Below are 18,103 nucleotides of genomic sequence, written 5' to 3' on the forward strand. Positions count from 1 at the left end.
ACACGCTCGCTGAGTTTGATCCTTCGCCGCCCGACCGGCCATCGCTAACCAGCATAGCCGGCAAGCGTGCCTTCGACGAAACGCCTGGCAAAACATGCCGCATCTTCAATACCGAGATTCATGCCCCGGGCGCCCAGCGGAGCATGTGCATGCGCGGCATCGCCTCCCAGGAACATGCGCGTGGTCTGGTAGCGCGTCGCTTGCCGCGCGGGAATGTGGAACCGGTCAGTCCGCAAAAGGCGGACGACCCGGTAAACGCCAGGGATGCGGGCAAGCATTTTGTTCGGCTCGACGTTGACTGGACAGTGAGGGCGCCAGCGCCAAGGCCTGGCCTCCGGCTCAGTCGACCGCCCGGTCGGAGGCTGAGCGCTGCCTGTCGATCCACAGGGCAAGCAAAGTGCAAGCCGCACCCGAGAGCAGATAGGCACCGGCCGCGATGAGGCCGAAATTGCCGGCCAGGAGCAGTGCTGCGAGCGGCGCGAAGCCGGCGCCGAACATCCATGCAAGATCCGAGGTTATTGCCGAGCCGGTATAGCGATACTGCCGGGAAAAACTCGATGCGACGACGCCGGACGATTGCCCGAAGCTCAGCCCCAGCAGGATGAAGCCCAGCACCATGAACAGGATCTCGCCGACGGTGCCGCCATCCAGAAGCTGCGGGGCAAAGCCGCTGAACGTGGCGATGGCGATTGCGGAACCGCCGAGCAGCGCACGGCGTCCGATGCGATCGGCCAGCGGGCCCGATGCGACGATGGCTGCAATGCCGAACAGCGCACTCACCGCCTCGATCAACAGGAACCGCTCCGGTCCCTCATTGGTGAACAGGAACACCCAGGAAAGCGGAAACACCGTCACCATGTGGAACAAGGCGAAACTCGCCAGCGGGGCGAAGGCGCCGACGACGACGTTGCGGCCTTCGGCGCTGATCGTATCCCTTATGCGTGTCGGCTGGAGGTCCCCGCTCTCGTACAGTCTTGCGAATTCGGGCGTGACGACAATGCGCAGTCTGGCGAACAGGGCCACGACATTGATGGCGAAGGCGACGAAGAAGGGATAGCGCCAGCCCCAGGCAAAGAAATCGTCGGCCGAAAGATTGGCGACGAAGAAGGCGAAGAGGGAACTTGCCACGATCAGGCCGATCGGCGCACCCAGCTGCGGGATCATGGCATAGAAGCCGCGCCGGTTTTCAGGCGCGTTCAGCGCCAGCAGCGAGGGCAGTCCGTCCCATGTACCGCCGAGCGCCAGCCCCTGTGCGGTGCGGGCAAGCGCCAGCAGCCAGATCGCGACGGCACCGATCTCGCCATAGGCCGGGAGAAACGCGATGGCGACAGTCGACGTGCCGAGCAGGAACAGCGCGATCGTCAGTTTCGCCCCACGACCATAGGCGCGATCGATCGCCATGAACAAAACGGTGCCGAACGGCCGCGCGACGAAAGCCAGCGCGAAGATGCAAAACGAATAAAGCGTTCCGACGAGCGGATCGTGCATCGGAAAGACGAGCTTGGGAAACACGATGACGGACGCGATCGCATAAACGAAGAAGTCGAAGAATTCCGACGTCCTGCCCACGATCACGCCGACCGCGATGTCGCCCGCGCTGACCTGGCCGTGATCCGAGCCGATCAGCTTGCTGTTCGTTTGGGCAGTCGGAGTCTGAGCCATCTTGTCCGTCGCAACCAAGGGGTCCCGGGATCCAATTGTGACGATCCCATTGTGCGCTGCACACTGCGCCAAAGCCACGCCGGCTGGGCATTGGACAAATTGTCCAATATCACCGCGCCGCCGCCGGCAGTAGCCCTTGCTCGATACCGCACTGCAACATGAACGGTTGCCGCGGTCCATTGAGGGCAGCGTCTGATGAAACGGTTTGGAGCCTTGCTTCTGTTCCCCCTGGCCGGGCTGCTCAGCGGCTGCGATATGGTCGTGCTCGCGCCAGCGGGCGATGTCGCGGCCCAACAGCGCGACCTGCTGGTGGTCTCGACCCTGCTGATGCTCGTCATCATCGTGCCCGTCATGGCGCTGACGGTCTTTTTTGCCTGGCGCTACCGGCAATCCAACGCCTCGGCGACCTATACGCCGGACTGGGATCATTCGACCAAGCTGGAACTGGTGATCTGGGCAGCGCCCCTGCTCATCATCATATGCCTTGGCGCGCTGACCTGGCTCGGCACGCACCTGCTCGACCCGTATCGCCGCATCGACCGCATCGAGCCCGGCCAGCCCGTCACCCAGCTGCACAAGCCGCTGCGGGTCGAGGTCGTGGCGCTCGACTGGAAATGGCTGTTCATCTATCCCGACTACGGCATCGCCGCCGTCAACGAACTGGCGGCGCCGGTCAACCAGCCGATCGACTTCCGCATCACTTCGTCGGCGGTGATGAATTCCTTCTACATTCCAGCCCTTGCCGGGCAGATCTATGCGATGCCGGCCATGGAGACGAAGCTGCACGCCGTCATCAACCGGCCGGGCACCTACAGCGGCTTCTCGGCCAATTACAGCGGTTCCGGCTTTTCCGGGATGCGCTTCGCCTTCCACGGCCTGTCCGACCAGGCTTTCGACCAGTGGGTGGCACAGGCCAGGACCGCGTCGGCGGCGCTCAGCCGCGACAGCTATCTCGAACTTGAAAAGCCGAGCGAGAACGAACCGGTCCGCCATTATGCCTCCGTCGATCCCGACCTCTATGGCGCCATCCTCAATCTGTGCGTCGAGCGCGGCAAGATGTGCATGAACGAGATGATGTCGATCGACGCCAAGGGCGGCCTCGGTCTTGCGGGTATCCGCAACACCTTGCCGCTGCAATACGACAAGCTCGCCCGGCGCGGCGTGTTCGGGAACGATCCGTCCTATGTCGCCAGCATCTGCACGGCGGAGGAAGCGGCTGCCGCCGCGCGCGCGGCCGGCGATGCCACATCGACGGATTGGCGGGCCAAGAATCTTTCCCCGCTTCGTGGGGCGGGGCTGCTCAAGCCCGGGACCGAGAGCCGTCGCGCCGAGGCGGATACGTCGTCGCTCGGCCTGCTGCGGCGTGAATTGTGAGGGATAGCCAATGCCCGACTCGCTGACCAAGTTCATTTTCGGTCGTCTCACCTGGGAGTCGCTGCCCCTGCACGAGCCGATCGTCGTGGCCACCTTCGTCGCGGTGGCGCTCGGCGGCATCGCCCTTCTCGGCGTCATCACCTATTTCAAGCTGTGGGGCTATTTGTGGCGCGAGTGGTTCACCAGCGTCGACCACAAGAAGATCGGCATCATGTATATGGTGCTCGGCCTGGTCATGCTGCTGCGCGGCTTCTCGGACGCCGTCATGATGCGCCTGCAGCAGGCCATCGCCTTCAACGGCTCCGAGGGCTATCTCAATTCGCATCATTACGACCAGATCTTTACTGCCCATGGCGTGATCATGATTTTCTTCGTGGCGATGCCCTTCGTCACCGGTCTGATGAACTTCGTCGTCCCGCTCCAGATCGGCGCGCGCGACGTCTCCTTCCCCTTCCTCAACAATTTCAGCTTCTGGATGACGGTCGGCGGCGCCATCCTGGTCATGGCGTCGCTGTTCGTCGGCGAATTCGCCCGCACCGGCTGGCTCGCCTATCCGCCGCTCTCCGGCATCGGCTACAGTCCCGACGTCGGCGTCGACTACTATATCTGGGCGCTGCAGGTGGCGGGCGTCGGCACCACGCTGTCAGGCATCAACCTGATCTGCACGATCATCAAGATGCGCGCGCCCGGCATGACGATGATGCGCATGCCCGTCTTCACCTGGACGTCGCTCTGCACCAACGTGCTGATCGTTGCGTCATTCCCGGTGCTGACGGCGGTGCTTTCGCTGCTGGCGCTCGACCGCTATGTCGGCACCAATTTCTTTACCAACGACTTCGGCGGCAACCCGATGATGTATGTGAACCTCATCTGGATATGGGGCCACCCGGAAGTCTACATCCTCATCCTGCCGCTGTTCGGCGTCTTTTCCGAGGTCACGTCGACCTTCTCCGGCAAGCGCCTGTTCGGCTACACCTCGATGGTCTACGCAACGGTGGTCATCACCATCCTGTCCTACCTCGTCTGGCTGCATCACTTCTTCACCATGGGCTCCGGCGCCAGCGTCAATTCCTTCTTCGGCATCACCACGATGATCATCTCGATCCCGACCGGGGCGAAGATCTTCAACTGGCTGTTCACAATGTATCGCGGCCGCATCCGCTTCGAGCTGCCGATGATGTGGACGGTGGCCTTCATGCTCACCTTCGTCGTCGGCGGCATGACCGGCGTGCTGCTTGCCGTGCCACCGGCGGATTTCGTGCTGCACAACAGCCTGTTCCTGATCGCGCACTTCCACAACGTCATCATCGGCGGCGTGCTCTTCGGCCTGTTTGCCGGCATTGCCTACTGGTGGCCCAAGGCGTTCGGATTCAAGCTTGATCCGTTCTGGGGCAAGGTCTCGTTCTGGTGCTGGGTGGCCGGCTTCTGGTTCGCCTTCACGCCGCTCTACATCCTCGGCCTGATGGGCGTGACGCGGCGCATGCGCGTCTTCGACGATCCCTCGCTGCAGATCTGGTTCGTGATCGCCGCCTTCGGCGCGGTGCTGATCGCCTGCGGTATCGCCGCCTTCCTGATCCAGATCTTTGTCTCCATCCGCAGGCGAGAGGCTCTGGCGGATCCGACCGGCGATCCCTGGGATGGCCGCACGCTTGAATGGTCGACCTCCTCGCCGCCTCCCGCCTATAACTTCGCCTTCACACCCATCGTGCGCGACAACGACGCCTGGTTTGACATGAAGAAGGCCGGCTACATCAGGCCGCTCTCCGGCTTCAAGCCGATCCACATGCCGAGCAATACGGGCACCGGCGTCATCCTGGCGGCCTTCAGCGTGGCGCTCGGCTTCGGCCTGATCTGGTACATTTGGTGGCTGGCGGCGCTGAGCTTCGTCTGCCTCATCGCCACCGCGATCGGCCACACCTTCAACTATCACCGCGACTTCCACATCCCGGCTGCGGTGGTCGCGGAGACGGAGGAGGCGAGGACGACGCTCCTCGTCGCCCAGGGCTAGGGTTTGAGCATGACATCGATGGCAATCACGGCCGGCACTGAACCGGTGTTTCATCTGGAAGAAGAGCATGCGCACGCCGAAGGCGGCAGCACCATGCTCGGCTTCTGGCTCTATCTGATGAGCGACTGCCTGATCTTCGCGATGTTGTTCGCGGCCTATGGCGTGCTCGGCGGCAATTACGCGGCCGGTCCCGCGCCGAAGGACCTGTTCGACCTCGACCTTGTGGCGGTCAACACCACCATGCTGCTCTTCTCCTCGATTACCTATGGCTTTGCCATGCTGACGATGGACAAGGGCCGCGTGGCGGCGACGCAGGGTTGGCTTGCCGTGACCGGCCTGTTCGGCCTGGCGTTCCTGTCGATCGAACTCTACGAATTCGCCCACATGATCCATGAAGGCGCGACACCCCAGCGCAGCGCCTTCCTTTCGTCATTCTTCACTTTGGTCGGCACGCACGGCCTTCATGTCACCTTCGGCATCGTCTGGCTGGTGACGCTGATGGTGCAGGTCGCGAGATTTGGCCTCATCAAGGCGAACCGCCGCCGGCTGATGTGCCTCAGCATGTTCTGGCACTTCCTCGACGTCGTCTGGATCGGCGTCTTCACTTTCGTCTATCTGATGGGGATGCTGCGATGAGCGCTCATGATCATGCCGCCGACCATGGCCACGCGCATGGCGGAGCCGCGCATGGCTCGCTGAGGGGCTATCTGATCGGCTTCGTCCTGTCGGTGATCCTGACCGCCATCCCCTTCTGGCTGGTCATGACCGGCGCCATCGACGACAAGCAGGCGACGGCCATCGTCGTCATGGCCTTCGCCGTGGTGCAGATCGTCGTTCATATGGTGTTCTTCCTGCATATGAACACCGCCTCGGAGGGCGGATGGTCGATGCTGGCGCTGATCTTCACGCTGATCCTGGTCGTCATCGTGCTGACCGGCTCGCTCTGGGTGATGTACCACCTCAACGCCAACATGATGCCGGGACTTCACGACATGCGGCAGATGCCATGAGCCCCGCGCCGGGCACGGAGGGGACCATCGTCGAGGCACTGGACGGGCACGCTGGCATTGGTTCGCCCGCCGTGCCGCAAATGGACGCCGGCAGATCGCCGGCGTCGCGCCTGTTCCTGGTGCTGCTCGGGCTCCTCGGCGTGCTGGTGTTTGTCGGGCTCGGCACATGGCAGCTCGAAAGGCGGGTCTGGAAGCTCGACCTGATCGCCCGCGTCGACCAACGCATTCATGCTCCGGTTGCCGATGCGCCTGGCCCAGGGAACTGGGCCGGCATGACCGCGTCCGGTGATGAATACAGGCATGTGCGATTGGCCGGACAGTTTCTGGGGGGCGCCAACACGCTGGTGCAGGCGGTAACGGAGCTTGGCGGCGGCTATTGGGTGCTGACGCCGATGCGAACCGACCGCGGCTTTATCGTGCTGGTCAACCGCGGTTTCATCCCCCAGGAGCGCAAGGCAGAGTTCGAACGCGAAAGTGAAGGCTTGGCTTCGCCAGCCGTCATTGACGGCCTTTTGCGCATGAGCGAGCCCGGTGGCGGCTTCCTGCGCAAGAACGATGCGGCGGGCAATCGCTGGTATTCACGAGACGTTCCCGCCATCGCAACCGCGCGCGGCCTGACGAAAGATGTTGCCCCCTATTTCGTCGACGCGGAGGCATCTGGCGTGGACGGCTGGCCGCGCGGCGGACTAACTGTCGTGAATTTCCGCAACAGCCATCTCGTCTATGCTTTGACCTGGTTCACACTCGCTGCGATGCTCGCCATCGCCCTGGCCGCGCCGATGATCGGCGCCCGCCAGCGGCGAGGACCGGCAAGATGAGCGTCACGACGCCAACGCCTCGCAACGACAGGTCTTTTGCGGCAGCGTCCCTTGCGGGCAAGGGCGGCACGGTCCCCAATCCCGACGCGGCAAACAGGAAGAACCTGCTCCTGCTCATCCAGCTGCGTTGGCTGGCGGTGGCCGGCCAGGTGCTCACCATTCTGGCGACGGAATATTGGTTCGATATTCCGCTGCCCCTGCCGGAGATGGCGGGCGTGGTGGTTTTCCTCGTCGGGCTGAACATCTTCAGCCTCCTGGCCCTGCGCGGCCAGCGCCCGATCAGCAACGCGCAGCTGTTCGTCGCGCTCATTTTCGACATGGTGGCGCTGACCACACAGCTTTACCTCAGCGGCGGTGCCTCCAACCCGTTCGTGTCGCTTTATCTGCTGCAGATCACGCTTGGCGCCGCGCTGCTGACACCTTGGTCCACCTGGATCCTGGTGGTCGCGGCTTCCGCCTGCTTCGTCTTCCTCACCTTCCAGTTCCAGCCGATCGCGATCCCGCATCATGGCGGCAGCGACCTGTTGGTCCTGCATATCAGGGGCATGTTCATCTGCTTCGTGCTGGCGGCTGGCCTGATCGTGATCTTCATGACGCGCATCAACCGCAATCTGCGCGAGCGCGATGCCTATCTCGCCGATCTGCGCCAGCGCTCGGCCGAGGAGGATCACATCGTGCGCATGGGCCTGCTGGCCTCCGGAGCGGCGCATGAACTGGGCACGCCGCTTTCGACCATTTCCGTCATCCTGTCCGACTGGCGCCAGATGCGCAGCGTCACCCGCAGCCGCGAGCTGGCCGGGGACGTCGCCGAAATGCAGGCGCAGATCGAGCGCTGCAAAAGCATCGTGTCGGGCATCCTCATGTCTTCGGGGCAGGCGCGGGGCGAGGGCACGATACGCACCAGCATCCGCCATTTCCTCGACGATCTTGTCCAGGAATGGCGTGTCAGCCGTCAGCCGCTCAATCTGGATTACAGAAACGATTTCGAACCCGACGAGCAGATCGTCTCCGACACGGCGCTGAAGCAGGTCATCTTCAACGTGTTCGACAACGCCCAGGAAGCATCGCAGGATTGGGTCGGCGTCACTGCCGAGCGGCGGGATGAGAAACTGGTGATTTCGGTGCGCGACCGCGGGCCTGGTTTCGACGAGGGTATTCTGGCCGCGCTCGGCCAGCCCTATATGTCGAGCAAGGGACGGCCCGGCGGCGGCCTTGGACTTTTCCTCGTGGTGAATGTGGTCCGAAAGCTCGGAGGCGACTTTTCGGCGCATAATGTGGAGCAGGGAGCCTGTGTTACCCTGTCGCTGCCCCTCGCGGCGCTGACCCATGGAGATGATCATGAGGCCTGATCGATCCCTGTTTATCGTCGAGGACGACGCCACCTTCGCCAAAACGCTGAAGCGCTCGTTCGAAAAGCGCGATTATGACGTCATGGTCTGCCACGGCAGGGAAGACTTGGCTCGCGCTCTCGAAACAGCCGTTCCGGCTTACGCCGTCGTTGACCTCAAGCTTGGAGCCGGCGGCTCCGGGCTCGAGTGCGTCAAGCTCCTGAGCGCCCGCGATGCCTCGATGAGGATCGTCGTGCTGACCGGCTTCGCCAGCATCGCCACGGCGGTCGAGGCGATCAAGCTTGGCGCATGTCATTACCTTGCGAAACCCGCCAACACCGATGACATCGAAGCCGCCTTCGGCCGGGCCGAGGGCGATGTTTCCGTGTCGCTGACCAGCCGCCCCACCTCGATCAAGAACCTCGAATGGGAGCGTATCCACGAAACGCTCGTCGAGACCGGCTTCAACATCTCCGAAACGGCGCGCCGGCTCGGTCTGCACCGGCGCACCCTTGCCCGCAAGCTCGAAAAGCGCGTGGTGAGATAGCTGGAAGCGTTACGGCCGACCGGTTCGGCCGGTCGATCAGCCGCCTGCGAACACCCAATGCTTCCTTGTGCGACCTGGGATACTTATCTGTCTGGGGAAACCGGAACAGGCAACAGACGTGGCGCAACGATCGGGCAGTGCGGATCTTCCACTTCATGGCGGACGCGTGCCGAAATGGCTGGGCGACCGCATGACGCGTCTTGGCGCCGTCATGTGCGAGGCGATCATTCATCATTATGGCCGCAACGAGCTGCTGCGGCGCCTGGCGCATCCGTTCTGGTTCCAGTCCTTCGGCGCCGTCATGGGCATGGACTGGCACTCATCCGGTATCACGACCAGCGTCGTCGGCGCCTTGAAACGCGGTCTTACGCCGCTGTCGGGCGAACTCGGCATTCATGTCTGCGGCGGCCGCGGCGCGCATTCGCGCAAAACCCCGCATGAGCTGGCCGCCATTGGCGAGCGCATCGGCTTCGACGGAACGCGCCTGGCAACCGTCAGCCGGCTTGTCGCCAAGGTGGACAGCGCCGCCGTTCAGGACGGCTTCGACCTCTATCTGCACGGGTTCATCGTCACCGATGACGGCGACTGGGTGGTGGTGCAGCAAGGCATGAACGGCGACAGCAAGGTGGCTCGCCGCTACCATTGGCTGTCCGAAGGCCTGAAGAGTTTCGTCGATCAGCCGCATGCCGCCATCGAAGGCGCCAACCAGGGCGAGATCGTCAACCTGACCGACCGCCGCGCCGCGGCCTCGCGCCAGGGACAGCTGGACCTGCTCCAGGACCTTGGGCCGGACCGCATCCTGCGGGAGTTTGCTGGCCTGGAGTCCGGCGCCGCATCGGCTCCAGAGCAGCCGCTTCTGCCGCACCTGATCATGCCGGCTCATCACGATGTTCGCGAAAGCGATGTCGTCATGCGCCGCCTCCATGGCAACATGGCCGCGGCCGCCGAACGTGGCCCGGCGGATTTTTCCGAGCTTCTCCTGGTTCCCGGAGTGGGCGCGCGCACGGTTCGGGCGCTGGCTCTCGTCGCCGAAGTGGTGCATGGCGCGCCGTGCCGCTTTTCGGACCCCGGCCGTTTCTCGCTGGCGCATGGCGGCAAGGACAGGCACCCTTTCCCTGTCCCGCTCAAGGTCTATGACGAGACGATCGGTGTGTTGAAATCGGCCGTGCAGAAGGCCAAGCTTGGCCGCGACGAGGAAATCGGCGCGTTGAAGCGGCTTGACGATCAGTCGCGGCAGGTCGAGCGATACGTCACCGGCCCCAGCCTGAAGGAAATTGTCGCCGGAGAATTCGACCAGTCGCATCTGCTTGGCGGCCGCAGTGTCTTTGGTTGGGAACCGGCGCCGGACCAGGCGCCTGCCGAGCAGAACAAGAAGGCATGACGGGCCAGCCCCCCACGTCATGCCACGCGGCGATAGCTGTAGCGATCCCGGATGAACTCATTGAAGAAGCGGCCTTTCGAGGAAGCCTTCCTGAAGGCGGCATAAGTTGCCGGGGCAACGTCGGCATAGTCATAGCGATCGCCGCTCGGCACAAACCAGACGGACAGGGTCCTGGTCGTGGGATCGTATTGTGTGTTTCGGATCGCGGTCGACGGCATGTTGGCACCTGACTGCTCAGCCACATAAACCCGGCAGACATGGTCCGGTTCCTTGCCTCTACCCAGCGGCACTACTGTCACCGCACGGGAGCGCGGGCCATCATTGCCCTGCGGTCCAACCCTCACCATCTAGGCGGGATGTCGTCGCTCAAGTCGAAAGCCACCGGCCGCACCTTGGCATTCCAGCAAGATCTCTTTGGGGACGCCGTGGATCTGCCGGAGGGTTTCGCCTACCAACCCGGATTGATCACGCCGCAGGAAGAGACGGGGCTCGCCCGGCATCTGGAAGGACTGCCGTTCCAGCCGTTCGATATCCACGGCCATCTGGCAAACCGGCGCGTCGTCGGGTTCGGCCTGCGCTACGATTATGACCGAGGCGAAGTCGTCGAGGCGCTGCCGATCCCTGATTTCCTGCTGCCTTTGCGCGAGAAGGTCGCGGCCTTTGCGCGCCGGCCTGCCGAGGCGTTCGCGCAGGTGCTGATCAATGAATACCGGCCTGGCGCCGGCATCGGCTGGCATCGTGACAAGCCTCATTTCGAAGATGTCGCCGGCGTTTCCCTGCTGGCGCCCTGCAGCTTCCGGCTCCGGCGGAAGAACGGTGACAAATGGGACCGCCGGACCATCGTCGTCGAGCCAAGGTCAGCCTATCTGATGACGGGCCCGTCGCGCACCGAATGGGAGCACAGCATCCCCCCGCTTGCCGAACATCGCTATTCGATTACCTTGCGGACGTTGCGCTCTCAAGACATCTGAGCATCGCCTGCCGTTCAGCCGGTTGCCTTGGCCGCCGACGACGCTGAGCGGCGAGAAGCGCAGCTTGCCGATCTGCGCGATGGTCGCGGCGTCGCGCTCGCGCAGGCTGAGGTTGCTCACGGGATCGCCTCCGTCTCAGCCGGCATCGCCGTCGCCAGCCGGTCAGCCCATTCCTCTATGCCGGACCTTGTCGACAAAAGGTCCTGCCGGATCTCGACGAGGACGGCCGGGATGCCGCGATCATCGCCATGAATGGGTACGGCATAATCGGCGTCGCGGCTGATCACATAAGGCACGTTCGCCGCGACATTGAGTGCCGCGTCAGCGCGCAGGCCCAACAGGATCGCTTCGGCGAGATCCGCCGCATGCTCATGCAGCACGCCCGCATGCCACGGCCTGACGACACCCAGGAAAACCGGCGTGAAGGAGTGGATCGTCACGATCCGCGTCGGCCTGCCCTCGGTCACCCGGCGGTCGAGATGGGCTGCCACCCGGTCATGGAACGGTGAAAACATGATTTTCGCGCGTCGGTTCCGTTCCGCGGTATCGACGCCGACATTGCCGGGAATGTCAGTGTCTTCCGACAGCACCGGAATGCTGCCTGGGGTGCCCAGTGGCCGGTTGAGGTCGATCAGCAGCCGTGAATAGCCGCTGAGGAAGGCCACTGCATCGAGCCGCGCAGACAAGAGCCGGGTCACCTCCGCGGCACCGATATCCCAGGCGATATGGCGTTGCAGATGGCTGGAGTCGAGCCCGAGCTGTTGATACTCCGCCGGTATGTGGTTGGAGGCATGTTCGCACAACAGGACGATATCGGAGCGCCCATGCTCATTGAGAACCTCGACGGCGTCGGGCCACTCTCTTTCAGTCTGCGCAGTCATCAATAAAGCGTCCGGTAGAGATCGCAGATGGCAGCCGGATCGAGGCCGGCCAGACGCTCGGTCTCATGTTGCTTCAGCCCGACAAAGGTTTCGATAAAGACTGGCGCGAACCATCCCGTCACGGTGCTGTCGGCGAGAAGCGCGTCCAGCGCCGCCGGCAAGGTCTCGGGCAGCCGCACCAGACCGAGCTTTGCCCGTTCCGCCTCGCTCATCAGCGTCGGGTCGCCGGTCACCAGCGGCGGTGACGGCAGGTCCGCCTCCAGCCCGTCAAGCCCGGCGCGGATGATCGCCGCCAGCGACAGATAAGGATTGCCGGTGGCGTCGGCCGCCCGGTATTCGATGTTGTACTGCCGCGCCGGATCGCGTCCGCCGATCGTCACCGTCGGGCAGATGCGCAGCGACGCTTCGCGATCGCGGTCGGCGAGCCAGGTGTAGGACGAACTCCAGCTGTGCGGCTTCAGCCGGTAGAAGGACGAGACGCTCGATGCCGTCATGGCGGTCATCCCCGGCAGATGGCGCAGCACGCCGGCGCAGAAGGCGCCGGCCTTGGCGGAAAGGCCGCCGGGCTGTGCGGGATCGTAAGTCGCCGGCTTGCCGGCCTCATCGACGAAACTGAAATGGATATGCACGCCGTTGCCGACGGCATTAGGCGCTATCTTGGGCGCGAAGCTCGCGCGCCAGCCGGCGTTGCGCGCCACTTCGCGTGTGATCTCGCGGATGGCGACGGCGCGGTCCGCTGCCGTCAGCGCATCGGCAGGCTCATGCGTCACTTCGAACTGCTCGTCGCCGAATTCGGCGATGACCACTTCGGGTCCGACGCCCGCTTCCTCCAGTGCCGCCATCAGGTTGGGAGCGAATGGATCGGTGCGGCGCAGCGCGGCGAAGGACATCGAATGCGCCGGCGCGAAACTGCCGCCGGCAATATGGAACTCATGCTCGAAAGCGGCGATGACGGAGAGCCCGGTTGCGGCCTTCAGCTCCGTCAGCGCATCCCTGAGCATGGTCCTTGTGCAGCCAAGCCACGGGCTGCCGTCGAGTTCGACGATGTCGCCGGCCACCATGTCGAAGGCCGTCACCGATCCGGTCCGGTCGGTGCGGAAGCGCGCCTTGAGATCGGGGATCAGCCGCAGGTCGCCCGACGAGCCCCATGGGTTGGGATCGACGATCGAATTGAACGGCGTCATCGACAGATTGGCCTGCAGCCAGCCGACACCGGTCGTGGCGGTGTTCTGCAGCCTGCTTTCGACAACGAAGCGGCCCCGCGTGACGGCGGAGAGATCGGTGGTGACGACGGCAACGAGAGGCTCGACGGTCGATGTCATGCAGTTTTTCCCAAGGCGTTGAAACGGTCGACGACGGTGTCGGTGTCGGTGACCCAGCAATAACCGCCGAACGCCTTCAGCGCGGTATCATGGCGCTCCTGGGTGATCGTGGCACAGGCGTCGGACACGCAGGTGACGAGATAGCCGCGATCGGCGCCGTCGCGCACCGTCATGTCGACGCATTGATCGGTGAGCACGCCGACCACGACGAGATAGCGGATGCCGAGGTTCTTCAGGAGATAGTCGACATTGGTCGAGTTGAAGATGCCGGACGAGGTCTTCGGCAGCATGATCTCGTCGCCGACAGGGGCCAGCGATGCAACCGGCAGGCCTTCGGGAAGGCTCGGCGCGACATGGATCGGCGTCAGCTTGTGGTCGAGCGAGCGGTCGCGGCCGTCTTCGGTCAGGCTCTGGATGATGGTGTGCAGCACCTCGACGCCATTGGCCCGCGCCGCCGCCAGCAGCCGCTCCTGGTTGGGGATCGTTCGCGAGGATGTCTGCCGGTAGAAATAGTGGTCAGGGCCGCGCTCCGGGTGCGAGGGATCGGCGCCCGGCTCCAGCCAGATGCGCTGCATGTCGACAAGCAGCAGCGCCGTCTCGCCGGCACGGAAGGCTTCGTCTCGCTTGGGTAGGGCCTGCTTGGGTAAGGTTTGGGTCATACCTTGTCGTCCTGCTTTGCTGATTTGGGTCCCGGTGTCTTGCGTGGTCCAGATGTCTGGCGTGCACCGTTCCCTTGCGGGTCGCTGTCGAGCGTCACCGCATTGGCGTGCCGCACTTTCTCGATCCTCTCGATGCGAGCCCGGGCATCGTCGCCCAGCGTTGAGACGATGTGGGCGGTGAGGGCTTCCATCTGCGCGATTGCCGGCGCCAGAGTGTCATAGGGCGAGGCGACTTCGAGCGGGCTGACGATCGTGACTTCGGCGAGATCGGCTATCGGTGACAGCCATTGATCGGTGAAAAGCAGGATCCGCACATCGAGCGCCGCCGCCTGGCTTGCATAGGCCATCACGTCGAGCTGGTAGCGGCGATAGTCGAAGACGACGAGCACGTCGCGGCGGCCGAGATCGGCCAGCGTGTCGAATGCCTGAGGAGAAAGCACGCCGAGATCACGGACCCCGGAGCGGAACTGGACGAGATATCCGGCCAGCATGCCGGCGATGTGCCGGCTGAACCGGCCGCCGACCAGCACGATCTCGCCCCTGGCCTCCATCAAAAGGCGTGCGGCCCGCTCGTAAGTCTGGACCGGCGTAGCGGCGGTGGCTTTCTGCAGCGCCGCGGTGACGGAGTCGAGATAGGCAAGCACGGCGCTGTCGCTGGAGCCGCTTTGCCGCTTTGCCTCCATCATCAACAGGGGCGAATGCAGCCTGGCTTCGACCTCGGCCAGAAGTTTTGCCTGGAAATCCGGAAACCCTTCATAGCCGAGCTTGACGACCAGCCTGACCACGGTCGGATCGCTGACGCCGGCCCGCCGGGCGAGCGACGAGGCGGTACCGAGGCCGGAGGTCGGGTAGTCCGTCAAAAGCAGCCGGACGATCTTCTCTTCCGACGGCGTCAGCGCCAGATCCCCGCTCATCAGAACATCGCGTATCGCCATTGGCCTCCCCGAAATCCGTGGTCTCTTGTTTTGTGGAGTTTATTACAGAGATTTAAATCAGGGTCAATAATGAAGAGATATTGACATTGCGCGACCACTGGCCTTAGCTTGTCGGAAAGCAGCCAAGAGACTGTGGGGAACAGCCATGCGAAATGGAAACGACGTCATCGTTGTCGGTGCGGGAATTGTCGGATCGAGCACCGCCTATCATCTGGCCAAAGCCGGTGTGAGCGTCACGCTGGTCGAGCAGACCCATCCCGCCGGTGGACCGTCCGGCAAATCGTCGGCACTGCTGCATGCCTTCTACCTGATGCCGGAACTGTCGCAGCTTTCCATCCGAGGCCGCGAGATATTGGTGTCGCTGCCGGAGATCGCCGGCGAGGGCTCCTTCGTCACCGAGATCGGCATGATGTGGGTCTGCGGCAACGACAATGAGGCAAGCTGGAATGCGGCGGCCGAACGCATCCGGGGCGAGGGCGCGCGCCTCGAGACATTGTCGCCGCGGGCTTTCGCCAGTGCCGCGCCGGGCTTTGCGCTGGACAATGTCGCGCTGGCGCTGTGGGAACCCGAATATGGCTATGCCGATGCTTTCGGCGCCACCAACGCCATCGCCCGCGCCGCCCGTGCGAACGGCGCGACGATCCTGCAGAACACGCTTGTTGCAAGCCTTCGGCGGCAGGATGATCGCATCATCGGAGTGACGCTCACCGATGGCACGGTGCTGGAGGCCGATACGGTCGTGTTGGCCGCTGGCCCATGGACTCGCCGCCTGCTGGCGACGGTGGATCTCGATCTGCCGCTGCATGTCGAGCGCCATCCGATGGCCGTGCTCGATGCCGCCGGACAAGCCCGCAAGGTCATGCCTTTCGCCTGGTGTGACGACATTTCCTGCAATTACGCGCGGCCGGACAATGACGGCGTCATTCTGGCCGGCACCTGGGCCGGCGGCGGCACCGGCTTGCGTCACGAACATGCCGGCCGGCCGCGTTTCGTCGAGAATCCCGACACCTACATGGAAGGTGTCGAAGAATCTGAATCGGTCGAAATCCTGGAGACCTTTGCCTCTCGTGTGCCGGCCATGTCCGACCTCGGCATCCGGCCGGGCTATGCCGGGCTCTACGATATGAGTCCTGACGATCTGCCTGTCATCGGCGCCATGTCCGACGTGGAGGGGCTCGTCGTTTCGGCGGGGTCCTCCGGCCACGGTTTCAAGACCGGGCCAGCCGTGGGCGAGGCGATCGCGAAACTGGTCACGGAAGGCGCGCAACCGATCCTGGCACCGTTTTCGCCCAGCCGCTTCAGGGCCGCGTGATGGTGTCCGTGGCAATGAGCGAGAGCAAGCCGCACGGCTTCATGCCGGCCGCGTTTCGCAACGCCACGGCCGATGCCTTGTGCATGGTGGCGGTACTGCTCTTGGTCGCGCTTGCCGCGTTCATCTTCGGCGGTGCCGCCATGCAGCGTGTCGTTACCTATGCCTCGATCATGCTGACGGCCGTGCTTGGCCTGCAGATTTTCTCCGGCAACAGCGGCATCGTTTCTTTCGGCCAGGCGGCCTTTGTCGGCCTCGGCGCCTACGCCACCGGCATCCTCACAATGCCCACCGCTCTGCAACGAACGGCACTCCGCGATCTGCCGGAATTCCTTGCCGGGTATCAACTTTCCTTTTTCGCGGCGCTGGCCGTGGTGCTGGTCCTGGCTGTCGTCATCGGGCTGCTGACTGGTACGCCGCTGCTCAGGCTGACGGGGTCGAGTGCCTCGATTGCCACGCTCGCCATGCTGATCATCGTCTACACGCTGCTGGTCGCCGGGCGCGAGATCACCCGTGGCAGCCAGCCCTTCTACGGCGTGCCGCGCGAGGTCGGGCTGTGGACGGCGGCGGCGATCGCGTCGGTGGCGCTGGTGGCGGCGCGGCTGTTTCGCGAGACCTCCTTCGGTCTTGCCACCCGCGCCGCCGCCAATGACGAACGCGGTGCGGCCGCAGTCGGCGTCGACCAGCGCACGGCGCGGCTCGCTGCCTGGGTGGCGGGCGTGGTCGCGGCGATGGCGGCCGGCGCCATGATGGCACAGTTCCTCGGCGCCTTCTCGCCGCGCGATTTCTATTTCGACCTCGGCTTCACCATGCTCGCCATGCTGATCGTCGGCGGCATGACGTCCTCGCTCGGCGCTTTCGCCGGCGTCATCGTCACCATCGTGGTGATCGAGGTGGTGCGCCGCTTCGAAGGCGGCGGCGACATGCTGGGGCTTCATCTGCCTGTCCTGTTCGGTCTGACCCAGGGCGTGCTCGCCGTCGCCATGATCCTGGTCATCTGGCGACGGCCGACCGGCCTTTTCGGCGAGCGTGAGCTCAACCTTCTGCGCCGTCCCGGACGCCAGGCGGGCATGGCTTCGGCCGCGGTGCCGCGGCAGGTTGGTGCCGACCGGCTGGTGGCCGACCAGCTGTCGCGCCGTTATGCCGGTGTCGTCGCTGTTGATGATGTCAGCTTGAGCTTCGAGACCGACAGCATCACCGGCATCATCGGGCCCAACGGCGCTGGCAAGACGACACTTCTCAACATGCTGGCCGGCGATGTCCAGCCAAGTGCCGGGAGCGTGTCTGTCGGTGGCGTGGTGCGGCAGGCCTCGGCGTTCCGATTTGCCCGTTCGGGCATTGCTCGCACCTTCCAGAACATCCGTGTCTTTCCGCACATGACAGTATTGGAAAATGTCGTCGTCGCCGCGCGCCAGGTCGAACCTGATCTCGGCCATGCCGAGGCCGCGGCGATGCGCGAGCTCACGCGCATGGGCCTGGACAAATTCGCCGACCAGCCGGCTGCCCGGCTTGCCTATGGCCAGCGCCGGCGGCTGGAAGTGGCCCGAGCGCTGGCGCTGAAGCCGCGCTTCCTGCTGCTTGACGAACCGGCCGCCGGCATGAACGCCGTCGAGACCGCCGAACTGGTCTCCATCCTGTCGGCGGTTCGCGCCGAGCGCCGCATCGGCGTCGTCCTGATCGAACACGACATGCGGCTGGTGATGAATCTCTGCGAGCGCATCGTCGTCATGGACCATGGCCGTGTCATCGCCGACGGCACGCCCGCCGATGTCCAGAACAACCCGGCGGTGATCGCCGCCTATCTCGGCAGCCGCACGGCACGCGCCAAAACGGCAACAGCTGAAAACCGGACCGCATAGACCGCAACGACAACAGCCAACGACAAAAATCCAGAAGGA

At 64.1% G+C, this 18,103-nt stretch carries 18 protein-coding genes; 11 read left to right on the plus strand and 7 right to left on the minus strand.

Annotation, left to right across the window (positions count from 1 at the left end; translation table 11 throughout):
- Window positions 1-44: 44 nt before the first annotated feature.
- Together JT360_RS33985 and JT360_RS18280 are read right to left on the minus strand one after the other, a co-directional pair.
- Window positions 45-278 carry an FAD-dependent monooxygenase gene (locus JT360_RS33985; RefSeq protein ID WP_502845474.1) on the minus strand — a complete coding sequence of 78 codons (234 nt, stop codon included), beginning with the start codon at window positions 276-278 and terminating at the stop codon, window positions 45-47.
- 61 nt (window positions 279-339) lie between these two features.
- A complete protein-coding gene (locus JT360_RS18280; RefSeq protein ID WP_214473128.1) occupies window positions 340-1,662 on the minus strand; it encodes an MFS transporter in 1,323 nt (440 codons plus the stop codon).
- Window positions 1,663-1,857: 195 nt separating this feature from the next.
- Here JT360_RS18280 and cyoA point away from each other — a divergent pair, with 195 nt between their 5' ends.
- The 8 genes from cyoA to JT360_RS18320 all read left to right on the plus strand — a co-directional run bounded on the left by cyoA (window position 1,858) and on the right by JT360_RS18320 (window position 10,128).
- Window positions 1,858-3,036: a ubiquinol oxidase subunit II gene (gene cyoA, locus JT360_RS18285; RefSeq protein WP_214473129.1), complete on the plus strand. Its 1,179-nt coding sequence runs from the start codon at window positions 1,858-1,860 to the stop codon at window positions 3,034-3,036.
- A 10-nt stretch (window positions 3,037-3,046) separates the two neighbouring features.
- The gene (cyoB, locus tag JT360_RS18290) at window positions 3,047-5,044 is read left to right on the plus strand and encodes a cytochrome o ubiquinol oxidase subunit I (protein WP_214473130.1); all 1,998 of its coding nucleotides are present in this window, start codon (window positions 3,047-3,049) and stop codon (window positions 5,042-5,044) included.
- Window positions 5,045-5,062: 18 nt separating this feature from the next.
- A complete protein-coding gene (cyoC, locus tag JT360_RS18295) occupies window positions 5,063-5,680 on the plus strand; it encodes a cytochrome o ubiquinol oxidase subunit III (protein ID WP_214473229.1) in 618 nt (205 codons plus the stop codon).
- The gene (gene cyoD, locus JT360_RS18300) at window positions 5,677-6,054 is read left to right on the plus strand and encodes a cytochrome o ubiquinol oxidase subunit IV (RefSeq protein ID WP_214473131.1); all 378 of its coding nucleotides are present in this window, start codon (window positions 5,677-5,679) and stop codon (window positions 6,052-6,054) included. The genes cyoC and cyoD overlap by 4 nt, the downstream gene beginning before the upstream one ends.
- On the plus strand, window positions 6,051-6,872 hold the full coding sequence (locus tag JT360_RS18305) for an SURF1 family protein (RefSeq protein WP_214473132.1): 822 nt from the start codon (window positions 6,051-6,053) through the stop codon (window positions 6,870-6,872). Before cyoD ends, JT360_RS18305 begins: the two co-directional genes overlap by 4 nt.
- Complete coding sequence (locus JT360_RS18310; RefSeq protein ID WP_214473133.1) at window positions 6,869-8,221, plus strand: ATP-binding protein; 1,353 nt, start codon at window positions 6,869-6,871, stop codon at window positions 8,219-8,221. Before JT360_RS18305 ends, JT360_RS18310 begins: the two co-directional genes overlap by 4 nt.
- Window positions 8,211-8,747 (plus strand): response regulator transcription factor, encoded by a 537-nt coding sequence (locus tag JT360_RS18315; RefSeq protein WP_214473134.1) that lies wholly within the window; start codon window positions 8,211-8,213, stop codon window positions 8,745-8,747. The genes JT360_RS18310 and JT360_RS18315 overlap by 11 nt, the downstream gene beginning before the upstream one ends.
- A 118-nt stretch (window positions 8,748-8,865) precedes the next feature.
- A complete protein-coding gene (locus JT360_RS18320) occupies window positions 8,866-10,128 on the plus strand; it encodes a DUF763 domain-containing protein (protein ID WP_214473135.1) in 1,263 nt (420 codons plus the stop codon).
- 17 nt (window positions 10,129-10,145) lie between these two features.
- On the opposite strand, the gene JT360_RS18325 is transcribed toward JT360_RS18320, so the two are convergent.
- Complete coding sequence (locus JT360_RS18325) at window positions 10,146-10,418, minus strand: KTSC domain-containing protein (RefSeq protein ID WP_352127762.1); 273 nt, start codon at window positions 10,416-10,418, stop codon at window positions 10,146-10,148.
- 66 nt (window positions 10,419-10,484) lie between these two features.
- Between JT360_RS18325 and JT360_RS18330 the strand changes: the two genes are divergently transcribed.
- Complete coding sequence (locus JT360_RS18330; protein ID WP_214473136.1) at window positions 10,485-11,099, plus strand: alpha-ketoglutarate-dependent dioxygenase AlkB; 615 nt, start codon at window positions 10,485-10,487, stop codon at window positions 11,097-11,099.
- Window positions 11,100-11,215: 116 nt separating this feature from the next.
- Here the strand turns inward: JT360_RS18330 and JT360_RS18335 are convergent, their stop codons facing one another.
- The 4 genes from JT360_RS18335 to JT360_RS18350 are packed head-to-tail and all read right to left on the minus strand — an operon-like array spanning window position 11,216 to window position 14,896.
- Window positions 11,216-11,980: an N-formylglutamate amidohydrolase gene (locus JT360_RS18335; protein WP_214473137.1), complete on the minus strand. Its 765-nt coding sequence runs from the start codon at window positions 11,978-11,980 to the stop codon at window positions 11,216-11,218.
- Complete coding sequence (locus JT360_RS18340; RefSeq protein ID WP_214473138.1) at window positions 11,980-13,302, minus strand: type I glutamate--ammonia ligase; 1,323 nt, start codon at window positions 13,300-13,302, stop codon at window positions 11,980-11,982. Before JT360_RS18340 ends, JT360_RS18335 begins: the two co-directional genes overlap by 1 nt.
- On the minus strand, window positions 13,299-13,961 hold the full coding sequence (locus JT360_RS18345; RefSeq protein ID WP_214473139.1) for a cysteine hydrolase family protein: 663 nt from the start codon (window positions 13,959-13,961) through the stop codon (window positions 13,299-13,301). Before JT360_RS18345 ends, JT360_RS18340 begins: the two co-directional genes overlap by 4 nt.
- A complete protein-coding gene (locus JT360_RS18350; protein ID WP_214473140.1) occupies window positions 13,958-14,896 on the minus strand; it encodes a MurR/RpiR family transcriptional regulator in 939 nt (312 codons plus the stop codon). The genes JT360_RS18345 and JT360_RS18350 overlap by 4 nt, the downstream gene beginning before the upstream one ends.
- 145 nt (window positions 14,897-15,041) lie before the next feature.
- Between JT360_RS18350 and JT360_RS18355 the strand changes: the two genes are divergently transcribed.
- Together JT360_RS18355 and JT360_RS18360 are read left to right on the plus strand one after the other, a co-directional pair.
- The gene (locus JT360_RS18355; RefSeq protein WP_214473141.1) at window positions 15,042-16,208 is read left to right on the plus strand and encodes an NAD(P)/FAD-dependent oxidoreductase; all 1,167 of its coding nucleotides are present in this window, start codon (window positions 15,042-15,044) and stop codon (window positions 16,206-16,208) included.
- 14 nt (window positions 16,209-16,222) lie between these two features.
- The gene (locus JT360_RS18360; protein WP_250888893.1) at window positions 16,223-18,064 is read left to right on the plus strand and encodes a branched-chain amino acid ABC transporter ATP-binding protein/permease; all 1,842 of its coding nucleotides are present in this window, start codon (window positions 16,223-16,225) and stop codon (window positions 18,062-18,064) included.
- Window positions 18,065-18,103: the final 39 nt, after the last annotated feature.

This window comes from Mesorhizobium sp. dw_380, from assembly GCF_018588885.1.
GTDB lineage: Bacteria > Pseudomonadota > Alphaproteobacteria > Rhizobiales > Rhizobiaceae > Mesorhizobium.

Bases quoted from the DNA above. Each gene is read 5' to 3' on its own strand.
- JT360_RS33985 (WP_502845474.1), bottom strand. From the start codon at position 278: ATGCTTGCCCGCATCCCTGGCGTTTACCGGGTCGTCCGCCTTTTGCGG.
- JT360_RS18280 (WP_214473128.1), bottom strand. From the start codon at position 1,662: ATGGCTCAGACTCCGACTGCCCAAACGAACAGCAAGCTGATCGGCTCG.
- cyoA (WP_214473129.1), top strand. From the start codon at position 1,858: ATGAAACGGTTTGGAGCCTTGCTTCTGTTCCCCCTGGCCGGGCTGCTC.
- cyoB (WP_214473130.1), top strand. From the start codon at position 3,047: ATGCCCGACTCGCTGACCAAGTTCATTTTCGGTCGTCTCACCTGGGAG.
- cyoC (WP_214473229.1), top strand. From the start codon at position 5,063: ATGGCAATCACGGCCGGCACTGAACCGGTGTTTCATCTGGAAGAAGAG.
- cyoD (WP_214473131.1), top strand. From the start codon at position 5,677: ATGAGCGCTCATGATCATGCCGCCGACCATGGCCACGCGCATGGCGGA.
- JT360_RS18305 (WP_214473132.1), top strand. From the start codon at position 6,051: ATGAGCCCCGCGCCGGGCACGGAGGGGACCATCGTCGAGGCACTGGAC.
- JT360_RS18310 (WP_214473133.1), top strand. From the start codon at position 6,869: ATGAGCGTCACGACGCCAACGCCTCGCAACGACAGGTCTTTTGCGGCA.
- JT360_RS18315 (WP_214473134.1), top strand. From the start codon at position 8,211: ATGAGGCCTGATCGATCCCTGTTTATCGTCGAGGACGACGCCACCTTC.
- JT360_RS18330 (WP_214473136.1), top strand. From the start codon at position 10,485: ATGTCGTCGCTCAAGTCGAAAGCCACCGGCCGCACCTTGGCATTCCAG.
- JT360_RS18335 (WP_214473137.1), bottom strand. From the start codon at position 11,980: ATGACTGCGCAGACTGAAAGAGAGTGGCCCGACGCCGTCGAGGTTCTC.
- JT360_RS18340 (WP_214473138.1), bottom strand. From the start codon at position 13,302: ATGACATCGACCGTCGAGCCTCTCGTTGCCGTCGTCACCACCGATCTC.
- JT360_RS18345 (WP_214473139.1), bottom strand. From the start codon at position 13,961: ATGACCCAAACCTTACCCAAGCAGGCCCTACCCAAGCGAGACGAAGCC.
- JT360_RS18350 (WP_214473140.1), bottom strand. From the start codon at position 14,896: ATGGCGATACGCGATGTTCTGATGAGCGGGGATCTGGCGCTGACGCCG.
- JT360_RS18355 (WP_214473141.1), top strand. From the start codon at position 15,042: ATGCGAAATGGAAACGACGTCATCGTTGTCGGTGCGGGAATTGTCGGA.
- JT360_RS18360 (WP_250888893.1), top strand. From the start codon at position 16,223: ATGAGCGAGAGCAAGCCGCACGGCTTCATGCCGGCCGCGTTTCGCAAC.